Origin of the sequence: Streptomyces hokutonensis (genome assembly GCF_042751305.1) — a bacterium.
GTDB lineage: Bacteria > Actinomycetota > Actinomycetes > Streptomycetales > Streptomycetaceae > Streptomyces > Streptomyces hokutonensis_A.
The window spans coordinates 55730-77436 of sequence record NZ_JBHYWD010000038.1 but is presented as its reverse complement, the minus strand read 5'-3'; the positions used below and the strand labels follow the sequence as shown (position 1 = coordinate 77436).

At 66.7% G+C, this 21707-nt stretch carries 10 protein-coding genes and 2 pseudogenes; 10 read left to right on the top strand and 2 right to left on the bottom strand.

The window, feature by feature from the left end; all coding sequences use genetic code 11:
* Nucleotides 1–1284: 1284 nt before the first annotated feature.
* Nucleotides 1285–1512, bottom strand: coding sequence for a hypothetical protein (locus ACFXC1_RS49060; RefSeq protein ID WP_381256381.1), 228 nt, complete (start codon nt 1510–1512; stop codon nt 1285–1287).
* A gap of 182 nt (nt 1513–1694) precedes the next feature.
* Between ACFXC1_RS49060 and ACFXC1_RS49055 the strand changes: the two genes are divergently transcribed.
* The 6 genes and pseudogenes from ACFXC1_RS49055 to ACFXC1_RS51270 form a co-directional block, all read left to right on the top strand.
* Nucleotides 1695–5123 carry a CHAT domain-containing protein gene (locus tag ACFXC1_RS49055; RefSeq protein WP_381256378.1) on the top strand — a complete coding sequence of 1143 codons (3429 nt, stop codon included), beginning with the start codon at nt 1695–1697 and terminating at the stop codon, nt 5121–5123.
* A 9-nt stretch (nt 5124–5132) separates the two neighbouring features.
* Nucleotides 5133–5657, top strand: a complete 525-nt coding sequence (locus ACFXC1_RS49050; RefSeq protein ID WP_381256375.1) for a hypothetical protein — start codon at nt 5133–5135, stop codon at nt 5655–5657.
* 445 nt (nt 5658–6102) lie between these two features.
* Nucleotides 6103–6249, top strand: a complete 147-nt coding sequence (locus ACFXC1_RS49045) for a transposase (RefSeq protein ID WP_381256373.1) — start codon at nt 6103–6105, stop codon at nt 6247–6249.
* Nucleotides 6250–6569: 320 nt separating this feature from the next.
* Nucleotides 6570–11150: a phosphorylase family protein gene (locus tag ACFXC1_RS49040; protein WP_381256372.1), complete on the top strand. Its 4581-nt coding sequence runs from the start codon at nt 6570–6572 to the stop codon at nt 11148–11150.
* Nucleotides 11151–11674: 524 nt separating this feature from the next.
* A pseudogene (locus ACFXC1_RS49035) lies at nt 11675–12230 on the top strand (hypothetical protein).
* A 75-nt stretch (nt 12231–12305) separates the two neighbouring features.
* Nucleotides 12306–12658, top strand: a pseudogene (locus ACFXC1_RS51270) (transposase); the annotation flags it as partial.
* Nucleotides 12659–13408: 750 nt separating this feature from the next.
* Here the strand turns inward: ACFXC1_RS51270 and ACFXC1_RS49020 are convergent.
* Nucleotides 13409–17068 (bottom strand): LamG-like jellyroll fold domain-containing protein, encoded by a 3660-nt coding sequence (locus ACFXC1_RS49020; protein ID WP_381256369.1) that lies wholly within the window; start codon nt 17066–17068, stop codon nt 13409–13411.
* Between the two features lie 371 nt (nt 17069–17439).
* Between ACFXC1_RS49020 and ACFXC1_RS49015 the strand changes: the two genes are divergently transcribed.
* The 4 genes from ACFXC1_RS49015 to ACFXC1_RS49000 all read left to right on the top strand — a co-directional run bounded on the left by ACFXC1_RS49015 (nt 17440) and on the right by ACFXC1_RS49000 (nt 21679).
* The gene (locus ACFXC1_RS49015) at nt 17440–18471 is read left to right on the top strand and encodes a LacI family DNA-binding transcriptional regulator (RefSeq protein ID WP_381256366.1); all 1032 of its coding nucleotides are present in this window, start codon (nt 17440–17442) and stop codon (nt 18469–18471) included.
* Between the two features lie 132 nt (nt 18472–18603).
* Nucleotides 18604–19851, top strand: coding sequence for a sugar ABC transporter substrate-binding protein (locus ACFXC1_RS49010; RefSeq protein ID WP_381256364.1), 1248 nt, complete (start codon nt 18604–18606; stop codon nt 19849–19851).
* Between the two features lie 20 nt (nt 19852–19871).
* Nucleotides 19872–20843: a carbohydrate ABC transporter permease gene (locus ACFXC1_RS49005; RefSeq protein WP_381256361.1), complete on the top strand. Its 972-nt coding sequence runs from the start codon at nt 19872–19874 to the stop codon at nt 20841–20843.
* A gap of 11 nt (nt 20844–20854) precedes the next feature.
* Nucleotides 20855–21679 (top strand): carbohydrate ABC transporter permease, encoded by an 825-nt coding sequence (locus ACFXC1_RS49000; RefSeq protein ID WP_381256386.1) that lies wholly within the window; start codon nt 20855–20857, stop codon nt 21677–21679.
* Nucleotides 21680–21707: the final 28 nt, after the last annotated feature.

The window sequence follows — 21707 nt, the reverse complement described above, 5'->3', positions numbered from 1 at the left end:
CACAGGATCAGACGAAGGCCGCCCCCACGTCCGGCAAACTCCCTGGTGAGTGACCCCGTTCGAGACGTCGTTCGAGACCGGAAGAAAAAGAACAAGCTAAGACCGGTTGCGAGGCCGGGGCGAGAATGGTACCGGCGATCACGGAGGCATGGCCACCGCGCTTCAGACCGCGCAAGGCGCGCGGGTCGACTGTGGGTAGGGCCGCCTGGCATCAATCAATCAAACTCGGTAGTAATCGCTCTGGCCGGCTGCGTTGGACGCCCCAATCGGAAGCGCTTCAAACGGTACGCCGTTTGGTCCGCAGCTGGTTCGGGACAGATTCACTTGAATCTCGGATGATAACGCGAGGCCGACTCGTAGGCCTTGATCGTGTTCGCCTGGGAGTGAGAGCTATCCCCGCGTGCACGGGGCCCACTACGTGCGCGCAGTGACGGTGACGACGGGCGGGGAGCTATTCCCGCGTGGGAGGGGATAGCTCCGTGATGCGGTGTTCGAAGTGAGTGATGGTCTCGTCGGCTCCACCCGCGCGGTGATAACTCCCCAAAATGGACTGGGTTCGTTCCAGTCAAGGAGCTGGCCCCGTTGACGCGGGGATAGCTTCACTCCGGTGTCCAGCAGTACGCCGACCTCAAGTCGGCCCCTCGGCTATGGGATAGCTCCGGCAATCCGTCGTGGGACTGCTCGGCTCTGATGTCGGCCCCGCGTACTTGGGGCTGATCCAGCCACTCTTGAGTCGCTGCGCGTTGGAAAGAAAATCCGCTGCGCCTGGTTTCGGGACCCTCTCCTCAGCTGGGTAGAGGTTCAGTGAACCGGGTGCGCGTGCCCATCCGGGACGCGTTCTGGACGCAGGTTGGACACAAGGATCGGAAAAGACTGGCAAGGGCCGAGAAGGACTGAGGCGTCAAACCCTACCTGACCTGGGAAAACGGCCAAGATGAGCAATGATCGATAAGGGTCGCCAAGATCCTCAAAGGACTCATAATCCGTCGGCCGTGGGTTCGAGTCCCACCCGCCCCACTCTTCCCTATGGGCAGAACCGTATCTATCTGCGATGACGACCAGGCGCCCGCTGACACGGGTCCTTTTTGCATCCATCGAGATCGTTAGCTCGCCCGAAGTGAAAACCCGGGCCAGCCTCAGTTTTCGGAGCTCGAAGCAGCAGGGCCCTTTTCAGCGGCGGCCGGTCAGCCGGGTGGGTACGGCCCAGAAAGGGTCGAACGTGCGGTTTGCTTCCTTCAGCGAAGGGCCTCGGCGGGGGTGCCCGTGGGGCATGCCGAGCGCCGCTTACGCCCGGTTACGCATGCCGGACCCCTCCAGTTGGCGGGCGAGCAGGTCGCCGGGCAGTCTCAATCGTCGTACATGGCGAGACGATGCCAGTCGCGGGAGGCCGTCCAGCTTCGCCGCACGGGGCATGGCGGCCGCGGGAAGATCGGTCAGTTGTCCGATGTAGTTGTGCACCATGCGCTCGATCGACTCGGTGGTGAACCGCAGGAGCGAAGGCAGCGCGCGCATCTCCGCCGTTGTCTCCTCCTCCAGTGCCGGGTTCGGGAAGTTGAGAAGGCACAGTCGAGTAGCAGGGCGTCGGGCTGGGGTTCGTGCTGGTGCAGGGGCCGACTCCCGCGTCGCACGGACGGTCATGGACGCTTCGGGATGAAACACTCCCCACTGCCGTAGTTCGGCAGTACCGTCGGTACATGGGGGAAGATGGCACGCTGGCGTGCCCGCATTGCGCGTTCGACGTTCAGGCAGGGGGATTTGAGGTCGTTCTGGCCGGCTTCCCGAAAGATTTCGACGACATCGAGCATGTGATCACCGGGGCATCGCGCTTCGGCGTGTGTCCACAGTGTCTGCGTGACAATGTGCGTGTCGAGTGCATCTACATCGTGTCGATCGCGCCTGCCGAGCTAGTTCTGCTTCGACCGCCGACCGACTCGTCCGACGAGGACCTGGGCCACCTGCTCCACGCCGTGCTCCCGAGTCTTCCGGAGGGTTGGAGAGCGGAAGTCGTCCATGACATGGCGGAGTTCCGGGAAGCCGTCGGGATGTCGGCCCTGGGCCGTGTTCGCCTGGACACGCTGGCGGAAATCGTCCGCGGCACACCCGGAGACGGCCTGCCGCCGTTGGCGCCGGTTGGGCCACGTGATCGCGCCTACCATGCCGCGCTCGCGTTGGTCGGGCGCCCCGGAGTCCTGGTCTTCACCGAGCTCTCGGATGGCGTGACACAGGACGAGGCTCGGTCCCGGCTCGAGGAGACGCGCCGATTCCAGCTCACCATCGGCTTCTTCGAGGTCTTCGCCGGGACGCCGCTCGCGGGATTTGACCCGTACGCCGCTGTCGAAGAGCACTTTGTGCCCGCCTGTTTCGAGGACGAGCGCGTGCTGCACACCATCGCGCTGGTGGCGCGGAGCGGCAAGGAACCCGCGGATCCTGTCGTGATCGACGCTGCCCTCGGGGCCGCCGCGGGCGAGCGGCGCTCCCCGCGTCGCCGGGAACTGGCCGAGGGCCTCGTGGCGGCCATCCGTCGAGGCGTGAAGGTGCACGACGATCCCACCATGTGGCGCGGGCTGGTGGACACCGAGGACATCCTGCGCGCCATCCTCGCCAGACGGTCGTCGATTGACGATGAGGAACAGGTCAAGGAGATGGTGGCGATCGCCTCCGCACTGGGCCACGGCGTCGAGGTGCTACGGCGATACGGCGACCGGCTGCGCATCCATGGGCCCATGGAGAACATCGCCGAATATGTCGACACCACCTTCGCCGTGGCCTCCGAGCGCGGAAGTGATCCCCAGGCAGTCGCCGAGGCATTCGCACAAACTGCGGACTCCGCACCGATCGACGACGCGGTCTCGCTGGTGCCCCTGCTGCTCGATCGACTCGAGCCCGCACGGCTGAACATGGTGCTGCCGACTGCGCGGACACTTGCCAAGCGGCTGACGGACAGCGGGGAGCCACGTCAGGCTCTCTCGCTAATCGGCGACGTGGAAAAAGCGCTCGACTGGGATGCCCTCGATCCGCACGCGGCCGCAACAGGCCGCGCAAGCCTGCTCAATGCCCGCGGAAACGCCCTGCTCGCGTTACTCGACACACAAGCGGCGCTGACGGCGTACGACGAAGCGCTCGTGACGATCGAAGGGCAAGGGCACGATGACGACGTCCGGTTGTTCCGCCTCAACCGCGCACGAGCACTGCGGGAGGCCGGACACCTGCCACGAGCGATCGCGGAGATCCGGGAACTTCTCGACGGCCTCGACGGACGCAAGCGGTTCGATGCACTCTTTGCCCTCGGGCTGGCGTTCCAGCGTAACGGTCAGTGGCAGGAAGCACAGGCTGTACTCGACGAAGCAGCCGAACTCGCACAAGCAGAGCCGCTCGACGACCAGTTGACACGCTTCATGGCAGCGTGGCAGACCAACGCCCTCAACCTGGGCCGGGAAGAGAAGACCCCGCCGCTGCTCGACGCAATACGCACGAGCCCCTTCGTCTCGGCGCGCCTGCATCTGCTCACGCTCGGCGCCGGCGCGGTCGCCGCACTGCGGTGCGCCGAGCCCAGCCCGGAGTTGAGCTCGAAGACGGTCGAGCTCGCGCGCCGATTCGGCCTACCGGCGCGCGCTACACACGATCCGGAGTTTGCGCTCACCTGGGCGGCAGCAGTGCGTCTGGCTGGCGACACCGCACTGGCCCGGGACACGGTCGAAACCGCGCTCGCCACCCTCCGCCATCCGCTCCTCGGCCTGCACGCCGCGACCACGGCGGCCGAGATGGCCATCGACGATGCGCGGTGGGACGACGTCGGCCGCCATGTCGAGCAGGCTGCCACGTTCATGACGGAGTTCGCCGATGCGGCGACGGTGGATTCCACCACCGTGACCCTCGCCGACACGCTCGCCGACGTCCGCCACCTCGGTCTCCGGCTCACCGCCGCTCCCGAGGAGCCCCGTCACGACCGCACACTCAGCACGGTCGCGGACCTTGGTTCGTCGCTCCAGCTCTCCCTGCAGATCGCGCGCGAGCATCTGCCGGTCGGCCGCGATGTGTGCGCGCCGGAGGGAACCTCATTGCAGGTTCTGCAGTGGATCGACGGCGGAGAGGCCCAGGTGCCGCTCCTGGTAGTCGTCGGGGACGGCACCACCGTGCACCGCGGAAAGCCGCTGCGCACCGAGCTCGTCCACCGGCTCGGGGAGCGCATCGCGGGGCGCCTGAACCGGACACTGGCGCTGGACTCCCGTGACGTCCTCGAAGGTGTTGCCCGGTTCCGTGCATTCCGCGATGCGATGGCAGATGCACTCGTACGGCTTCCGATCGACCCGGTCGCACCGCTGACGGTCGTGCCGTCCGCCCCGATGGTCGGCATACCGGTCCACATGGCCATGCCGGACCGTGCTATGGCCCTGAGCCCAAGCCTGGCCGTCGCGGTTTCCCTCGCCCACGAGGCGACCGCGGCCGTCCGGCAGGCCGACGCGGTCGGGGAGGTCTGCTGCTGGTCCCACGGTGACTTCGAGCCGTTCGTGACCACGCTGACCGAAGGGGGCGAGAGGCTGCGGGCCCTGTGCACGGAGTACGGGGCTCCGTACGAGGTGGCCTCGGGCACGGCTGCCACACGGGCCGCTGTCGCCGAGCTCGTCAAGAAGTCGACTTGGCTCAAGCTCAGTTGCCACGGCGTGGCCGAACGCGCCCGCGGCCGTTTCGGGCTCCTCCTCTCCGACGGCCAACAGACACCCCCGTCGCTGCCAGATGTGCTCAACCGGCCCGATTACGGCCCTCGTTACCTGTACGACTGGACCGACGTAGCCCACACTCGCAGCCGCTGCCGTGCCGTGCTCTCAACGGCTTGTATGAGCGGCAGCTCCGGCGTCACCCTCGGAGGGGAGCAGACCGGACTCGCGCGCGCCTTCCTCACATCCGGGGTCCTGGCGTTCGTGGCGCCGCTATGGCCGGTCGCTGTCGGCCCCGCCCAGCTCGTCGTCAACGAATTGCTCGCGCGCTGTCTGGCAGAGCCGGTACTGCCTCTGGCGCTCCAACTGGAGCGAACGCGTAGCTCGTTACGGGACTCCGTGCCTCCCCGGGTGGCCGACGCCTTCGTGCTGCACGGTCACTCGGGCCCCGTGAACCCAACGATCTGAGGAGCCATGATGGATGACATCGACGTGACCCAAGCCCGCACGACACTCGGGCGTCTCGGCGGCAAGGCGCTCGACGAGGCGGCACGGACGTATCTCCTGGGCGCACTCGATGTCGACCTCGAAGACGAAGTCGCGGATCTCTGGCAGGCGAGCTTCGCAGACCCGGACGAAGGCGCGCGCGTCAAGGAGGCGGTCGACAAGCTGGCAGCGGATTCCGAGCGCGCCGAACTTTTGCGGCTTGCGATGCTTCGGACACTGGAAGACCGTCCGGACACGGCTCCCCTGTTCGTGGATGCGGTCGGTCAGGCAGGGCAGAGCATGTTCATCGCGGAGTTGGGTGCCGTGACGCTGGCCGCCGCACTGCTGATTCGCGAGTATCACCGCAAGGGACGTGCCGTGGAGAAGAAGGTGGAGGTGATCACAGAGACGGACGGGCGTAAGACCGTGAAGGTGTCCGAAGTGCGGTACGCGGCCGACGGCCCCCTCGCACGTTTGCTGACAGCACTGGGCCTGGCCCAGCAGCCACCTGTATGACTGCTCGCCTGTGCAGTGAGCCGGCTCATGGTTCGCGCGGACGGCAATCCGGGGTCTGCCGTCATCAGGACGACTTCCTGTACCGAAGGCCATCACCAGAGCAGCACGTCGGCCACAGGCGATCACACGTTAGGTCGCGTCGGAGACGATTGCACCGGTCACACCGGCCGACATATCGCCTACCCGGACCTCACGATTCTGATCGTCTGACGCGGCCCGGTGCCGGCAAGGCGACCCGTCATCGGACCGGAAAGGAGGAACGGGACGGGCATGTCCAGTTCGACCGTGCCCAGTACGGCGTCGGTTCCGCGGGCCCGCCCCTTGCGGGGGAGGTGGTGCTGGGTTTGGATACGCACCGGGATGGGCCAGCCACCCATCAGCCGTGTAAACAACGCCGCGGGTCAATACAGCTAGGGCGTGGTGCGAAAGTGGATGATCACGGGCCGTGGGGCGTGGTGATCTGACAGACGGCCAGTGGGCCCGGCTGAAGCCGTTGCTGCCGCAGGGCAGGAAGGCAGGCCGGCCACCGACGTGGACGCGTCGCCAGTTGGTCGACGGCATAAGGTGGCGGACCCGGACCGGAGCGCCGTGACGGGATGTGCCCGAACGGTATGGGCCCTGGGACCGTGTCTATGACCTGTTCCGACGCTGGCAACGGGGTGGCAACTGGACGACTTGATCACGTCGAGTCCGCAGTGGCAGTTCCTGTCCACCCGCTGACAGTGACAGCATGCCGGGCCCCGACGATGGGCCCACCCGCTGTTATGCGCTCGCCAAGTCCGAACGGGGGAGCCGATTTGATGGAACGCTCCGCATTGCTGCTCATCGAAGGGAGGGCGGGAGCGGGGAGGTTAGGGGAGGTTGTGTAACAGGCATGTCCAGAAGTGCTGGACATGCTGCTACCGTAGAGCGGTGACTTCGACCGCTGACCAACTGCGCACGTTGCTGGGCGAGACCGCGTTCCACGCGCTGGAGGCGCTTGCTGGTTCTAGCGCTCCGGTAAGCGGTCGCGCCTTGGCTCGTGCGCTTCACGTCGCGCCCACCACTGCGACGTCCACGCTTCAAGTGCTTCAGAGGGCCGGCTTCGTGGTCGCAAGCACCGAAGGCCGCTCAAAGTTGTGGCGTATCGATTTGAGCAGCCAGATGATGCGCAACTGGCTTCGCGAGTCCTCCGGGGCGGCGGAAGGAGAGAGAGGCGACGACAAGGTGCGCCTCACTCTGAGAGCGGTGATCTTCACTGCGCTGCAGCTCGAGTACGAGGCAGTGGTCTCCCATCTGCCCGACCGGCGGTCCGACCGTGTGCGAACGACGCGCTTCGAGGTGGGGGACTTCCCCGGCGACCATGTCGATTGGAGCGTGCACGTAGCGGAGTTGGGCGCGGGCAACATCGGCACTGCTGCCGAGGTCGGCACGGCGATCACGGCGCTCGATCCTCACCTGGTGCTTTTCGTGGGCGTTGCAGCCTCGGTCAAGCCGGATGACCTGGTTCACGGAGACGTGGTAGTCGCCGACCGGGTCTACGACTTGCACAGCGGCAAGGACGCCTGGGACGAGGAGCAAGGGTCGGTCCATCTGACGAGGCCGTTGTCCTACCTCGCTGCCCACGGTGTTGTACATCTCGCCAAGAACGTGCGGCGCAACGACTGGGTATCCGAGTTGACCGCCGGCCAGGCTCTCAACATCCGTGGAACCGCGCCACTGGTCGAGATCAAGGCGATCGCCGCGGGCGCCGTCGTGCACAGCGACGGCCGCTCGGCGCTCATGGACAAGGTGCGCACGCAACTCAACGACGTGGCGGCGGTGGACATGGAGTCACTAGGACTCTACGAGGCCGCCCACAAGGACGGCTTGCCCGCGCTCGCCGTACGCGGGATCTCCGACTGCGTCGAGAACAAGACTCCCAACGCGGATCGTGAGTGGCAGCCGCGGGCGGCCCACCACGCCGCGGCCTTCGCGTTTGCCCTGCTACGCAGAGCCGAACCGGAAGATCTGCCGAGGCCGGCGGCCCCAATGCTGCCGGCTGTCAGGCCACCGTCTTCCGCTGGTCTGTCGCCAGTCCATCTGTTGCTGCGCGTCGCTCCGCAGGTGGCGCTCGCCTACGAGTGGGCCGAGCCACTGGTGGGGGTACGCGCGACTGCGGTCCTCAAGAAGTTGGTGGAGTTGGGCAGTCAGCCGGCCACGTGGCTGAGCCGCTTCAAACACCGGCCACCTCAGGAGTTCCGCAGTGAGGGCAGCAAGGCTCTGTGGGTTCTGGTTGCCGAGTTCGCCAGCGCACATGAGCATCCTGCCGCGTCTTGGTTCTTCGAGCAGGCCGCGCAGCGTTGGCAGGGAGACCTCCTGTCGGCGTACCTGTATTGCGAAGGCGCAGTCGCCGCCGCGCGCGACGGGGACCGAGAGAAGAGCAACGAACTGCTGGATCGAGCAGAAGCAGCCGAGCCCGCTGGCAGACCGCTGTGGGAGCTCTATCGCGTCGGTCTCGCCCCTGACATCACTGCGGTGGCGCCTGCGTTGTTGGCGGTGGAGGGAACGCTCGAACTGCCGTTGCCGAGGCCAGCTCTGGCCCTTCTTGGCGACGAGCCGGCACATCATCAGCCGGATGGTGAGTTCATGGCGTTCGTCGAGGAGTTCGCCGACCTCTATCCGGCCTTCTTCGAGTCCACCAGGCTGATCGCCACACTGGCGGCGGCTGTACTCCTCCGTACGAATCCTGGCCAGATCGACGCCGCTCTGATCCTCTTGGAAAACATCGAAGGTGGGTTCTCGCCGTACCGTCGCAACCCAGCGGGCGCGTCGTCGGTCGCTGCTCTGACCGGGCCAAGAGCCTCCGGAGTGGCGCTGGAACTGGCGAGAGCGCTCTGTGTGAAGGGAATCAATTCTGTCAGCCGAATCTCAGGTTTCGACCGAGATGTCGCGCTGACCCGTGCGGAGGATCTCGCGCTCGTCGCGCGTGATCGTCGGCGGGACTGGGGTGGCCCTACCGCCGATGCACTCGTTCTCGCAGCGCAGGCGCGGGGCCTAAGAGGCGACACTCGCGGCGCCTTGCGCATGCTCATGCCACCACCCGCAGGCACCGCTGGGGGCGTCGAGGCGACGTCGAACCCCGTCGTTGAAGCAGCAGCTGGGCTGGCCGCGCAAGTTGGAGACATCCACTTGGCGCTTGAGCTCGCTGAGAAGATCGCTGACCCAGTTGAGCGGAGGCTGGTGACCGCGCTCACACTCACCGCAAGGAAGGACACCCATCCCGAGGCAGCCGCCGAGTTCCGCGGCGTGCTTGAGGAGACCACCTCTGGCACTCATGGTGATCAACGATTCCGAGCCCTGATCGGGTTGTCGCTTGTTGCGACCCTCGACGAGGAAGAGCTGTCCGAGCTCGACGCGCGCGAACCGGAGAGCGCCGACTTGGTCCGCGCGCAGTCGTTGCTGTCTCTGGGCAACGTCACCCAAGCCCAGATCCTCGCCCGCCGCTATCCCGACTCCGATGCGGCGCTCCAGATCCGAGTCAAGGCGCTCATGCAGCAGGGCAAGACTGCAGACGCAGTCAAGGCTATGGAGCGCTTCGCCCTGCGCCACGACGATGAACGACACCTTCTCGATGCGGCGCATTTGGCACTCACCATCGGAAGCGAGGACGACGCAAAGCGTCTGGCGTCCAGCCTCGCCGCCAGCGCCGATGCCGCACGTCGCCGAACAGCCCGCGAACTCCTTGTCGAGGCAGCGTCCCGTGGAGAGGACTGGGATGCGGTCCTGGAGCAGACGCGCCGGCTCAGCGCCGACGAGGAGATCGCCGAGAGCGACCCAAATCGGGATGACAGCTTGATCAAATACCGGTGGGCCCAGGCACACGCCCTATATCAGCGTCGCCGGATGCAAGATGCCTACGAGGCAATCAGGGCCGAGCCGCGCCTCGAACCACAGAGCCGGTCCCAAGCGAGGCTGATCGCCTCCGTGCTGCGCACGATCGCGCCGTTGGTCGGTGAAGGCGGCCTCACCAGCAGGGCCGACGGAACCCAGATCACGCAGGCGGAGGTCCTGACCGCAGCTACCCAGGCGGCGCAGGCTTTCCCGGACGACGAAGAACTGGTCGCCACTGCGGTGATGACCGCCTTCGTGACGCCGACGGGGGAGCAACACAACTACGGCTCGCTGACCCGAGCTCGCCAATTGCAGCAGCACTTCTTCGAACACTTCCCCGACAGCAAGCTGATCGAACAGGTCCCGATCGACGATGCGCTTGAAGGCCTTCAGGAATTTCTCCGGGCCCGCTTGTCACCAATGTCGGACGCCGTGCGTCAGATGCAGCGCGCGACCGTTGCCGGACAGCTTCCGATCAGCGCTTGTGCTGCTGCCCTCGGGCGCAGTTACACGGACACTCTGATCCGTAACGCCATGGGCTGCTACGTGATCCGTGATCCCGACAAGGGCACCAACGCCGAGGAGACCGCTGCGGCCCGTCGCGCGCTTGATACCTCCGTAGTTGTGGACACCTCGGCATTGTTCTTCTCTCCGATCGCGCTGGAACCGGCGACGCGGTTGACGGCCCACTTCGAGCAACTCCTTGTCGCCGCCTCCCAACGCGATGACATCCTGCAGGCCCGTTCTACGTTGGCTATGCGCAGCTCCGGTTGGCTCGGATGGGATTCGCGAACTGAGCAGCCCTCGTTCACTGAGTACTCCGAGGAAGTCACCGGGTCGTGGAGTGATCGAGCCCATGCCCTGGCCGCTGCCGTCGACGCGTGTGATGTCCTGCCCGATGCACCTCCCGATCACCACGACGAGAGGCACGGCGTCTGGAGCGCGCCGATCCGCCTGGCGCGAGAGCGCGGGGTCAGCCTGCTCGCAGATGACGCCGCCTTGCGTGCTCTTGCCCGCAATCAAGGGGTATCTGCCTTCGGCAGCTTGCATCTGTTGGAAGTCCTCGTCCAGGACGGGGTGCTTCCAGAAGAGGCTCTTGAGCAGTCCTATCGCCAGCTCATGGAACTACCCGTGGCCGAATTGCCCGTGCGCAATCGCTTGATCGCGATCGCCCGCAATGAGCAGTGGAATCCGCACGGTTACGCCGCCTTCCTTTTCTCACGTCCTTCGACTTGGCAGCCGCTGCCGGACGGTTGGCGCACGTACACAGACTTGATCCGGTTGCTACCCGAGAAAGACCCCCAAAGAGTCGCGCGCTGGGGCATCGCTGCGTTGCGAGGGCTGTGTCTGGTCGCCGCTCCGCGGACCGTGCCTGCCGTTGCTGGCGCGATCGTGGCCTGGACACTGTTCGAACTGGGCGGCGGATCAGTTCTTCCAGCTTTCCTTGACGAAGCACAGCAAGAGGTCCGGACGTTCGCTCCGGACACGGACCTCCTGAAGGAAGTCGTACAGCGTTTGGTGAGCACAGTGAGGCAGCTCACCGAGCCGGAACAGGTTGGCCCCATCATCCTGCGGCTATTGGCTGGCCTGGAGGGCGAAGCGCGTGTGAGGGCTCTGAAGATCTTCTTCACGATGCCCTGATTTCAGGCCGAGGCCCTCCGCCTGCCTCGTGCCCAAGTACTGGATGTCCTCGAACTCGGCCAGCTCGGTGGGCCCTTGGCAACGACACGCGGTTCGAGGAGCACCTTCTACCGGCAGCGCAGAGATCCGGGTCCGCAACGCGTTGACCAGTCGCCGGCCGGTGACAGTCGCTCTCCACTGGCCCGCACGACAACAGGCCTGCCGTCTTCGAAAGCGACTCGATCACTGGCGGCCAGGAAGAACGGACTCGCCAGCACGAAGGCGAATCCGTCGTCAGTCTCGAAGTCCTTCGCCAGTACCAACCGTGAGGTCGGCGTGGCTCCGTCAGCTACCAGGCGCATGCCGAGATGGTCCCACGCGGCCTGAGATCACCTCGACCCCGTTCAACGGCTGACCAACGACCCAGACGTTAAAGATCAAGCTAGTGCTCCAGCCGTAGATCGCGATCTTGGTGTCGGGTGAGGTTCTGAGGGCGGGGCGATTTGGGATCGCGTGAGGCGGTCGCCAACTGGCACGCTGCCGCCATGGATCACGCGGAAGTACTGCTCATCGGCGGGCGGGCGGGCCGGTGTCGGCAAGACGACGGTGGGCTGGGAGGTTTCGGCATTGCTGCGCGCTGTGGCGGTCCCTCATGCGGTCATCGAGGGCGACTTCATGGGGCAGGTGCATCCGGCACCAGAGGGGGACCCCCACCGCCGGGAGATCGCTGAGAGGAATCTGACGGCGGTATGGGAGAACTACGCGCGGCTCGGCTGCCGTCGTCTGATCTATACGAACACGGTGAGTGTGCTGCCTCAGGCGACGGGCATGTTTGAGCGCGGCGTGGGGGCGAACGTGCGGATGACGCGGGTTCTGCTCACCACCTCCGACGGGACTGCTCGTGAGCGGCTGGTGGGGCGGGAAATCGGCTCGGAGCTGGGAAAGGAGCTGGCAGGCAGTGTCTGTACAGGACGGCTCCTGGACCAGCGGGCCACCGCAGGGACGGTGCGGGTGATGACGGACCTGCGGCCTGTCATCGCCATCGCGCGGGAGGTGGTGGCCGCAACCGGCTGGGGCGGGCAGCGTTCCATACGCGAGTGATCGTACTTGTGGGCCGGTCCAGGAACAGGCGCGGCCAGCGGTGATCATCGGTGTGTGAAGTCAGAGGATCAGACGGTGGCCGCGGGCCACAGCGTAGATCCTGCCCGCTGGCAGGCGGCGTTCGAGGTCCTGATGGGCCGGGTCACGGGACGGTTCGTCTGGGTGGAACCCCGGCGTCGGGCACGGGCGTTCGGGCTCGGTCTGCTGTCGGAGTTGCCGCGCGAAAGCTGCTGGACGCTCACCGAACGGGCCGGGGGCGCCACCTGTACGGTCTGTGGCACTTGATGTCGAGGGCTACGTGGGATACCGACGTGGTATGTGACAACATCCGCGGCTTAGTGGTCGAGCGCCTACGCCACGGGCACGCGGTGCTGATCGTGGATGAGGCCGGCGACCTGAAGAAGGGCGCGGACACGGTGGGCGTGCAGCCCCTGGGTCCTGGCGGGCATCGCTGAAGATCGGCTCGGACACCATCAACTGCTTGTCCGTCTCAACTGGCGTGCTGGCGAACTCGCCTTCTGGCGCTGCTGCTCGGCGATCCGGGTGCGTTGTCCAGCCTGGTGCAGGTCGCCGGACGCAGCTGGACGGTCGAGGAGACCTTCTGGTCCGGCAAGGGCATGGCCAGACTGGACGATAGCCCAAGTCGGAGACTGGGCATCTGGCACCGCTGTGTCACCCTCGCCATGCCCGCCTCGTCCACGGCACCGCCCACTGTTCGGCGCAGCATCCCGGTATCGACGGACTGCTGCGCTTGTGGCTGATGGATCGTGTCCGTCGGAGCTTTGTTGGTCCGCGAATGGTCCGGCAGGAATCTCTTGAGGCGCCAGAATGTAGCCTTAAGGAATTAATCGATCACAGTGGGTATTCTCTGCGACGGGTTGCCTGGAGTGCAACAGTGCCTCCAGGCAACCCACTTGAGGCCCTAGAAGAAGCCAAGCTTCTGAGGGCTGTAAGAACAAAGAAGGTTCTTCGTCTGCTGGTGGTACATCACCCTTGGTGTCGTGGCCAGGGAAAATAGAGGACTTGTTCCGCCAGGCCAGGGTGCTGGCCCGTGTGCGGTACGGGGGCTGAGGCAGGTCGCTGTGCTGACCGGTCGCCTTCTACCAGGAACGCGGCTCGGACTCGAACCAACGCAACCTCAACCCCCGTCCGCAGGACCTGCGGCGGTGGGTTTTACCTCATCGCGCCTCCCGTGCGTAGGGCGCGAGGGTGATCCGGTCGATCAGCGGTGCGTAGCGGGAGCGCAGGGGTACGTCGGGGAAGGTGTCCGAGGCGTAGGTGGTGCCGTCGAAGTTCGGCAGTTCCTCGGAGCGGAAGGTGATCGTGCTCTGTCCCTTCCTCAGGTGGACGGGGACGGTCAGCTCCCAGAAGTTGTTCTGGTGGAAGCTGTGCGGGAAGCTGACGCGCCGTGTCTCGCCTCCGTTGACGCTGATGTCGGCGTGGCGGGCGAGCGGATCGGGGTTGTAGTGCGTGGCCTCGGCCTGCTCGGGGTTGGAGTAGCGGATGCGCAGTGCGTACAGCCCGGTCCGGTCGGCGGTGACGGTGAATGTCGCGGTGTTGCCGTTGCCTGGCTCGCCTCCGATGCCGGTGATCGCTGTGCCGTCGGTGGCCAGGGAGAGCGGGGTGAGCGTGGCCGAACCCGCGAGCTTCGCGTCCTGTGCCTCGTACGTGCGTGCCGGGAGCGCACCCTCGGTGGGGGTGACGGTGAGGCGGTCGACGAGAGTGGTGTACGAACCCCCGGTCACCGTCACCTTGTTGACGCCGCCCGAGAGGGAGACCGCGATGCTGTGCTTGCCGTTGGCCACCCGCAGGACGTCGTGCCCGTTGACGGAGAGGCGGGCGTTCGCGGCGCCGAGGGTGTTGACGCCGAGGGTGGCTTCGCGGTCGGTGGGGGAGTAGACCCAGAACGTGGCGGTCTGGCCCTTCTTGAGCTGGACGGCGCCCGAACCGGTGGCCGGGGTGCCGGCCTGTTTCGGCAGGTTGTAGACGGGACGCGCGCCATCGGAAAGCCAGGCCAGCTCGCCCTCGTACACCTGTGTGTCGGTCGAAGCGGCCGGCAAGGACAAGGTGAGCCGGTCGACGATGGCGTCGCCCTTGGTGGCGCGCTTTCCGTCGAGGCTCTTCGCCGCGAGTGTCAGGGTGTGCTTGCCCTTGGTGAGCTTCACCTCGGTATCGGTGTGGTCCCACACCACCCACTTGTAGCCCAGCGGCAGATACAGCTCCTGCTCACTGTCGGCCTTGCCGTCCACTCGCAGGAAGACGTTGGTCTGGCCCTGCTCCTTCACCTTGTCGAAGGTGTTGAGGGAGTTGGCGAAGACGCTCAGATCGTAGGTACCGTCCTGCGGCACGTCCACGGTGGTGTCGAGGGTGACGTCCGATCCGGTGCGCAGGCCGCCCACGTCGTAGCCGCCGGAGGTGTAGAACTTCGACACGTCGCCGGGCGAGCCCTCGGGGCCGTTCTTGGAGTAGCCGGCCCCGGTGTGGGCGGCGTCCTCCGCCTCGTACGAACCCTGCCAGCGTACGGGCGGCGACTGCGCCCCCTTCGCCTTTCCGGCAGGGCTGAGGACGATCTCGTACGCCGAGGACTCCTTCAGCTTCGGCAGTGCGCCGTCGCCGAAGTCGACGACGACCGTGCCGTCGTCAGCGACCTTCAGGTTCTGCTCGGTGAGCAACCTCGGGCCCTGCGAGTCGCCCACCTGCCCGGTCCACTCGATCTCCCGCACCCATGCGTGCACGCGGTCCCCGAAAAGCCTCTTCGGGACGTTGCCGAAGGTGATGTGGCCCTTGCCGGTGGAGCCGCCGAAGATCAGCCGGGCCTGTTTCTTCGTCCGGTCGAGCGTACCGACGCCCTGCATGGTGTAGTTCTCGCCGGGGAACGGCGGGGTCACCTTCACGGTGTGCCCGCTCATCGAGGCGTACGAGTTCAGCAGCCACCACTGGCCGTTGCCGCGGTTGGACTGCACCGCGGAGTCGGAGAGGTTGCCGTCGATGTTCCAATAGGCGATGTCGGCGTCCACCTTGGACTCCTCGATCGCGGACACCCACTGGATCATCTGGCCGGGGACCGATGTGTGGTAGTTGAAGGCGTACTCGTTGATGTTGACCGGGAGCTGTGTGCCCTCACGGGAGGTGCCCTTGAACAGCTCCTTCTCCCACGCCCGGTAGGTGGCGACACTCTCGCGCACCGCCTCCGGGTGGCTCAGCTCGTGCCAGGTGATGACGTCCGGGAGGGTGCCGGCGGCCAGCGCGTGCGTGAGGAAGCCCTTCACCTGGTCGTACAGGACGCTGGTGTTGGGGCCGGCGATGCGGGCGTCGGGCATCTTGCCCTTGATGAGCTTGTAGGCGTCGTCCCAGGCGGCGAAGTAGGCGTCCGGGTCGGCGAGCCAACTGACCTTGTCGTAGCTCCACTCGCCGGTGCCGAACATGTTGCCCTCGGGCTCGTTGAACGGCACGAAGACGATGTTGTCCTGGTACTCGTGCGGCAACCGCAGGACCTGGTCGACCTGCTTGGCGATCTTCTCCATGTAGAGCTTCAGCTTCTCCGCGGGGGTGTCGCCCGGCCACTGGTAGGGGAAGCCGCGGTGGATGTCCGTCATGTAGATGTACACGTCACCGTCGGTGGAGTCGGCCAGCGGTCCGACCACGTCCAGCGCGTCGGCACCGGGGTGCTGCGGGCCGTCTTGAGCCTTGGTGGAGACCGTGCGCAGGCCCATGCCCTCGATGAGGTTGTTGGTGGGTACGTCCGGTCCGTACACCCCGTAGAGAGTGCCGGAGGCGCCGCCGTGGAACGCGCCGGTGTCCGAGCCGAGGTCGACGGTGAGCTGTCCCTCTCGAACCACGGTGACGGTCGCCTTCACCACGCGACCGGACGCGGTTCCGGCCACGGTGAAGGTGCCGGGCCGGGCGTATTCGTCGGACGGTACGGCGTCCCAGGTGATGGGCGTGTCGCGGTCGTAGCCGTCGGAGAAGGAGGCGCGGACGGCGGCCGGGAGGGACGGGGCGGTTCCCGTCGTCGTACGGACCTCGAAGGACGTCTGCGAGATCTCCTGGAGGGTGGGAAGGCTACCGACCGTGCCGGCCACCTGGTCGGCGCTGAGCGCCGTGTGCCACACGGTGAAGTCGTCGATCGCGCCCTTGAGCAGTGGGTCGGGGTAGAAGGACTTGCCTAGGTAACCGGCGGACGTCGCCGAGCCGTCCAGCAACTCCTTCGCCTTGACGCCGGTCTCGGCGGAGGAGACCGCCACGCCGTCGAGGTAGGTGGTGACCCGGCCGGCCGTGCTGTCGAGGGTGACGGTGACGGTCCGCCACTGGTCCGCAGGAAGCTTCGCGTAGCCGCGGACCTGTGCCTCCGCGCCGCCTCCGCCGGTGGTCACCGAGGTCTGCAGCACCCCGCCGTTGTTGGACGGGGTGGTGAAGAGGTACTTCGTGTTGTCGGTCCCCAGATCGAAGATCCGCTGCCAGGGCGATGTGTCACTGCTCCACTTCACGCGGGCCGAGACCGTCAAGTCGGTTGCGTCGCCGAGCACTTCGCGAGGAAGGCGGACATACGCGCCGTTCGAGGTGGGCGCCCCGCCGGGCAGCGCGAGTGCCTTGCCTCCTTCGGAACCCGCGACGGACTGGGCGGTGTCGCCGTTCACCAGGCTCGCCGTCAGACCGTTTCCGGAGCTGTCGGTGATCTTCCCCGAGGCGAGGTCGTCCTGGTCGAAGGTGTAGCGGGCGGCGGGCTGGGGCGCCTCGGCCGCCTGCGCGGGGACCGGCGGTGCGGTCAGCAGGCCCACGCCGACCGCCAGGGCTGCGGCGGCCGAGACTCGGCGGCGGGATCTGTGAGCGGATGGCATGGATTACGTCCTCATCCTTGAGGGGCCACGGTGCCGGTTGCCCCACGCCTCTTTTTCAGCCCCGGTCGGGCCAACGGCCGCCAGGGTGAGTACTACCGCCGGCCAAGAGGGCAGCCGTGGCGTGCGGGTGGTGGGGTGAAGGGAGTCGAACCGGTTCGGCGAAGCTAGCACCGAGGAAACCGGCCAGCAATCCCCCCGACATAGGGAACCTGCGACATGCGCGGCGGGTTACAGGGTCTTTGCGGAAACTGCGGTCCGAAGTGTTGACAGGTGCCTGGCTTGTTCCTACCTTCACTTCACGCGAACCGGTTCGACGACTGGTTCCGAGGCTCGGAGCCTTCGAACCGGTTCGACCCGTCCAAGGAGTGCCCGTGAACATTGGTGAGATCGCCCGGCGGGCCGGTGTCTCGCGGAGCACCGTGTCCGTCGCGCTGAGCGGCAAGCGCCCTGTGTCGGAGGAAACCCGGCGGAAGATCCAGGACGTCATCGACGAGCTGGGATACCGGCCCAACGCCAGTGCGCGCGCGCTGGCCAACGGCCGGACCAGCACGATCGGCCTGGTCTTCCCGCCGGCCGGCAACCACTACACCGGAATGCAGCTCGACTTCATCGGCAGTGTGGTGGAGGCCGCCGCGGCCCACGACTACGACGTGCTGCTGTCACCCAGCGGCGTCGACAGCGACCGCTCGTTTCAGCGGATGCTGGGGGAGCGGCGGGTCGACGGCGCCATCCTGATGGAGATCAGGCTGGAGGACGACCGGGTCGATCACCTGGCAGCCCTCGGCTTCCCCTCCGTCGCCATCGGCCGTACCGCACATCCCGAGGGAACCTGGTGGGTCGGCCTGGACCACACCGCGCTCGCGGCGGCGTGCGTGCACCACCTCGCGGACCTCGGCCACCGCAGGGTCGCCTTCGTCAACCGTCCAGAGCAGTTGCTGCGGGCCGGATACGAGTCGGCCCATCACGGCCTCGACGGCTTCACGAAGGCCGCGGCCGAGAGGGGACTGACCGTGCGGACGTACTGCTGCGGGGACGACGCGGCATCCGGCCAGGCGTGCCTGGAACAGATCCTGCACGACGACCCGGCCACCACGGCCCTGGTCACCCTCAACGAGGCCGCGCTCGGCGGCCTCTACCGCGGACTGGCCCAGGCCGGCCGTCATGTACCGCGCGACTTCTCCGTCACGGGAGTCGTGGCCGGCCGGTGGGCGGAGACGGTGACTCCGCAGCTCACGGCGGCGGATGTCCCGGCGGAGGAGATGGGCCGACACGCCGTCGACCTCCTCGTCGAGCGGATCGACCGCCCCGACGCGACACCCCGACACCACCTCCTTGCACCGCCGATCTCGCTCCGTGCCAGCACCGGGCCCGGCACCGGCACGCCGGCCACCGAGGCGCGCTGACCTCGACCCCCGACACCACTTCCTGATCGCGGTTCACGGGCGTACCCCCCTCTCCGTGGCTGTTCGGCATGCCCGCTTCCCCCCTCGTCACCCTCCCTCGGCACTCCCGTGCCAAAAACGAAGGAACGCGCGATGCACAGCTCCCTCAGACGACTTCGCCTCACCGCCGCAACCGTGACGGTCCTCGCCGTGGCCGGCACCGCCACCGCCTGTTCCTCCGGTTCGGGCAGCACCGGCACCAAGGCCGCGGACAGCGGTACCTACACGATCTGGGACCCGTACCCGCAGTTCGACAAGACCTCCGCGTGGGCGAAGCTGCTCGACGCGTGCGGCACGAAGGCCGGGGTGAAGATCAAGCGGACCGCGTTCGACACCAGTGACCTGGCGAACAAGGCGCTGCTGGCCGCCCAGCAGGACAACTCCGCCGACGTCCTCATCGTCGACAACCCGGTGGTGTCGACCCTGGCCGAGGCAGGCGTCCTCACCACGACTGCGGACAACAAGCTGGACACCTCGAAGGTGAACCCCAACCTCCTCGCCGCCGGACAGGCGGGCGGCAAGACGTACGGCATGCCGATCGGCGCCAACACCCTCGCCCTGTACTACAACAAGGCGGTGCTGAAGCAGGCCGGTGTGGACATCGCCTCGGTCAAGGACTGGAAGTCGCTGACCGCCGCGCTCGCGAAGGTCAAGAAGGCCGGCAAGAAGGGCATCACGTTCTCCGCGATCGGCACGGAGGAGGGCACCTTCCAGTTCCTGCCCTGGTATTGGGGATCGGGCGCCCAACTCACCACGCTCGACTCCGACAAGGCGGTCTCCGCGCTGACGCTGTGGCAGGGCTGGCTGAAGGACGGCTACGCCCCCAACTCGGTCCTCAACAACACCCAGACGACCAGCTGGCAGGAGTTCGCGACCGGCGACTACGCGTTCAGCGAGAACGGCACCTGGCAGCTGGCCAACGCGAAGAAGGCCGGCTTCGAGTACGGAGTCGTCCCCGTTCCGGCCACTGACGGCGGCAACGCGGCGGCCCCGACGGGCGGCGAGTTCGTCACTGTCCCGGTCCAGGGCCAGACCGACCGCTACGCGACGTCCCAGAAGATCGTCACCTGCCTGACCAGCACCGACAACCTCCTCAACACCGACACCACGCTGTCGTACGTGGCACCCACCACCGAGGTTCAGGACAAACAGGTCGCGGCGAACGCCGAGTTGAGGCCCTGGGTCGACGCGGTCAAGGCGGCCAAGGGGCGCACCAGTGACGACCTGGGCACCAAGTACCCGAGGATCTCGGAGCAGTTGTGGAAGGCGGTCCAGTCCGCGCTGAGCGGTTCGAAGTCGCCGAAGGACGCGCTGTCCGCCGCCCAGTCGGCCGTCAAATAACCGGAGACCAGGGCCAGTTGATGATTCACATGACCCAAGTGCCACAACGGCGGCCCGTGCACCACCACAGCGGTGCGGCCCCCACCGCACCGCCCCGGGCACGGCGTCGCCCCACCTCCCAACAGTGGGCCGCCTGGGGCTTCCTCACCCCGGTGACCCTCTACCTCGTCCTCTTCTACGCCTATCCCCTCTACCGCAACATCGACCTGAGCCTGCGCAACTACACGGTCCGGTCCTTCGTCCAGGGCGACGCACCCTTCACCGGCTTCGCCAACTACCGCACGGTGCTGGACGATCCGACCTTCGCCCCGGCCCTGCTGCACACCGTGGTCTTCACCACCGTGTGCCTGGTCTTCCAGTACGCCATCGGTCTGGCCCTCGCGGTCTTCTTCAACCAGCGCTTCCGGCTCTCCGCGACGCTGCGGGCACTCTTCCTGGTGCCGTGGCTGTTGCCGCTGATCGTGTCGGCGTCCACCTGGTCGTGGATGCTCAACAGCGACTCCGGTGTCGTCAACGCCGTCCTGCACGCCGTCAGCATCGGACCGGTCAACTGGCTGACCGCACCGGGCTGGTCGCTGGCCTCGGTGATCATCGCGAACATCTGGATCGGCGTCCCGTTCAACCTGGTGGTCCTCCACAGCGGCCTCCAGTCCATCCCCGCGAGCCTCTACGAGGCCGCGGCTCTCGACGGGGCGAACGCCTGGCAGCGGTTCTGGCGGATCACCTTCCCGCTGCTGCGCCCGGTGTCCGCGATCACCCTCCTCCTCGGCCTCGTCTACACCCTCAAGGTCTTCGACATCATCTGGATCATGACCAAGGGCGGCCCGGCCGACTCCTCCACCACCTTCGCCACCTGGTCCTACCAGCTCGGCTTCGGCAACCTGCTGCCGGCCTTCGGCCCCGGAGCGGCCGTAGGAAACCTCCTGGTGGTCGCCGCCCTGGTGTTCGGCCTGGTCTACGTCCGGGTCCAGCGGAAGCAGGCACTGTCATGAACGGCACGGTCATGAACCGACGCACCAACCGCACCTGGCGGCAGACGGCCATCGGCGTCCTGTTCACCGCGGTGATGCTCTTCCCGGTCTACTGGATGCTCAACGTGTCCTTCACCCGCGACCAGGACATGCGCAAGAGCCCACCGGACCTGATCCCCCTGCACGGCACCCTGGCGGGCTACCGGGCCGTCCTGGACCAGCAGTTGCCCTACCTCGGCACCAGCCTCGTCATCGGCCTCGGCACAGTCGTCGTCACCGTGGCACTGGCGGCACCCGCGGGCTACGCGCTCGCCAAGCTCCGCCCCCGCGGTGGCGGCGTGCTCAGCTTCCTCTTCCTGGTCGCCCAGATGATCCCCGGCATCATCATGGCGATGGGCTTCTACGCCATCTACCTCAGCCTCGGCCTGCTCCAGTCGGTCCCCGGCCTGATCGTCGCCGACTCCACACTGGCCGTCCCGTTCGCCGTACTGATCTTCACCGCGTTCATGTCCGGCATCCCCGGCGAACTGCTCCAGGCCGCGAAGACGGACGGCGCCGGGCCCGTACGCACCTTCTGGTCGATCGTGCTGCCCATGAGCCGCAACGCCGTCGTCACCGTGTCGCTGTTCGCCTTCCTGTGGTCCTGGTCCGACTTCGTCTTCGCCAGCACCCTCGCCAACGGCGGCGCGCACGAGCCGATCACCCTCGGCATCTACCACTACATCGGCAACAACAACCAGCAGTGGAACGCCATCATGGCCACCGCTGTCGTGGCCTCATTGCCCGCCGCGGTGATCCTCGTCCTCGCCCAGCGCTTTGTCGCCGCCGGCGTGACGGCCGGTGCCGTCAAGGACTGACGGCTCGTCACTTTCCTGCCGTAGAAAC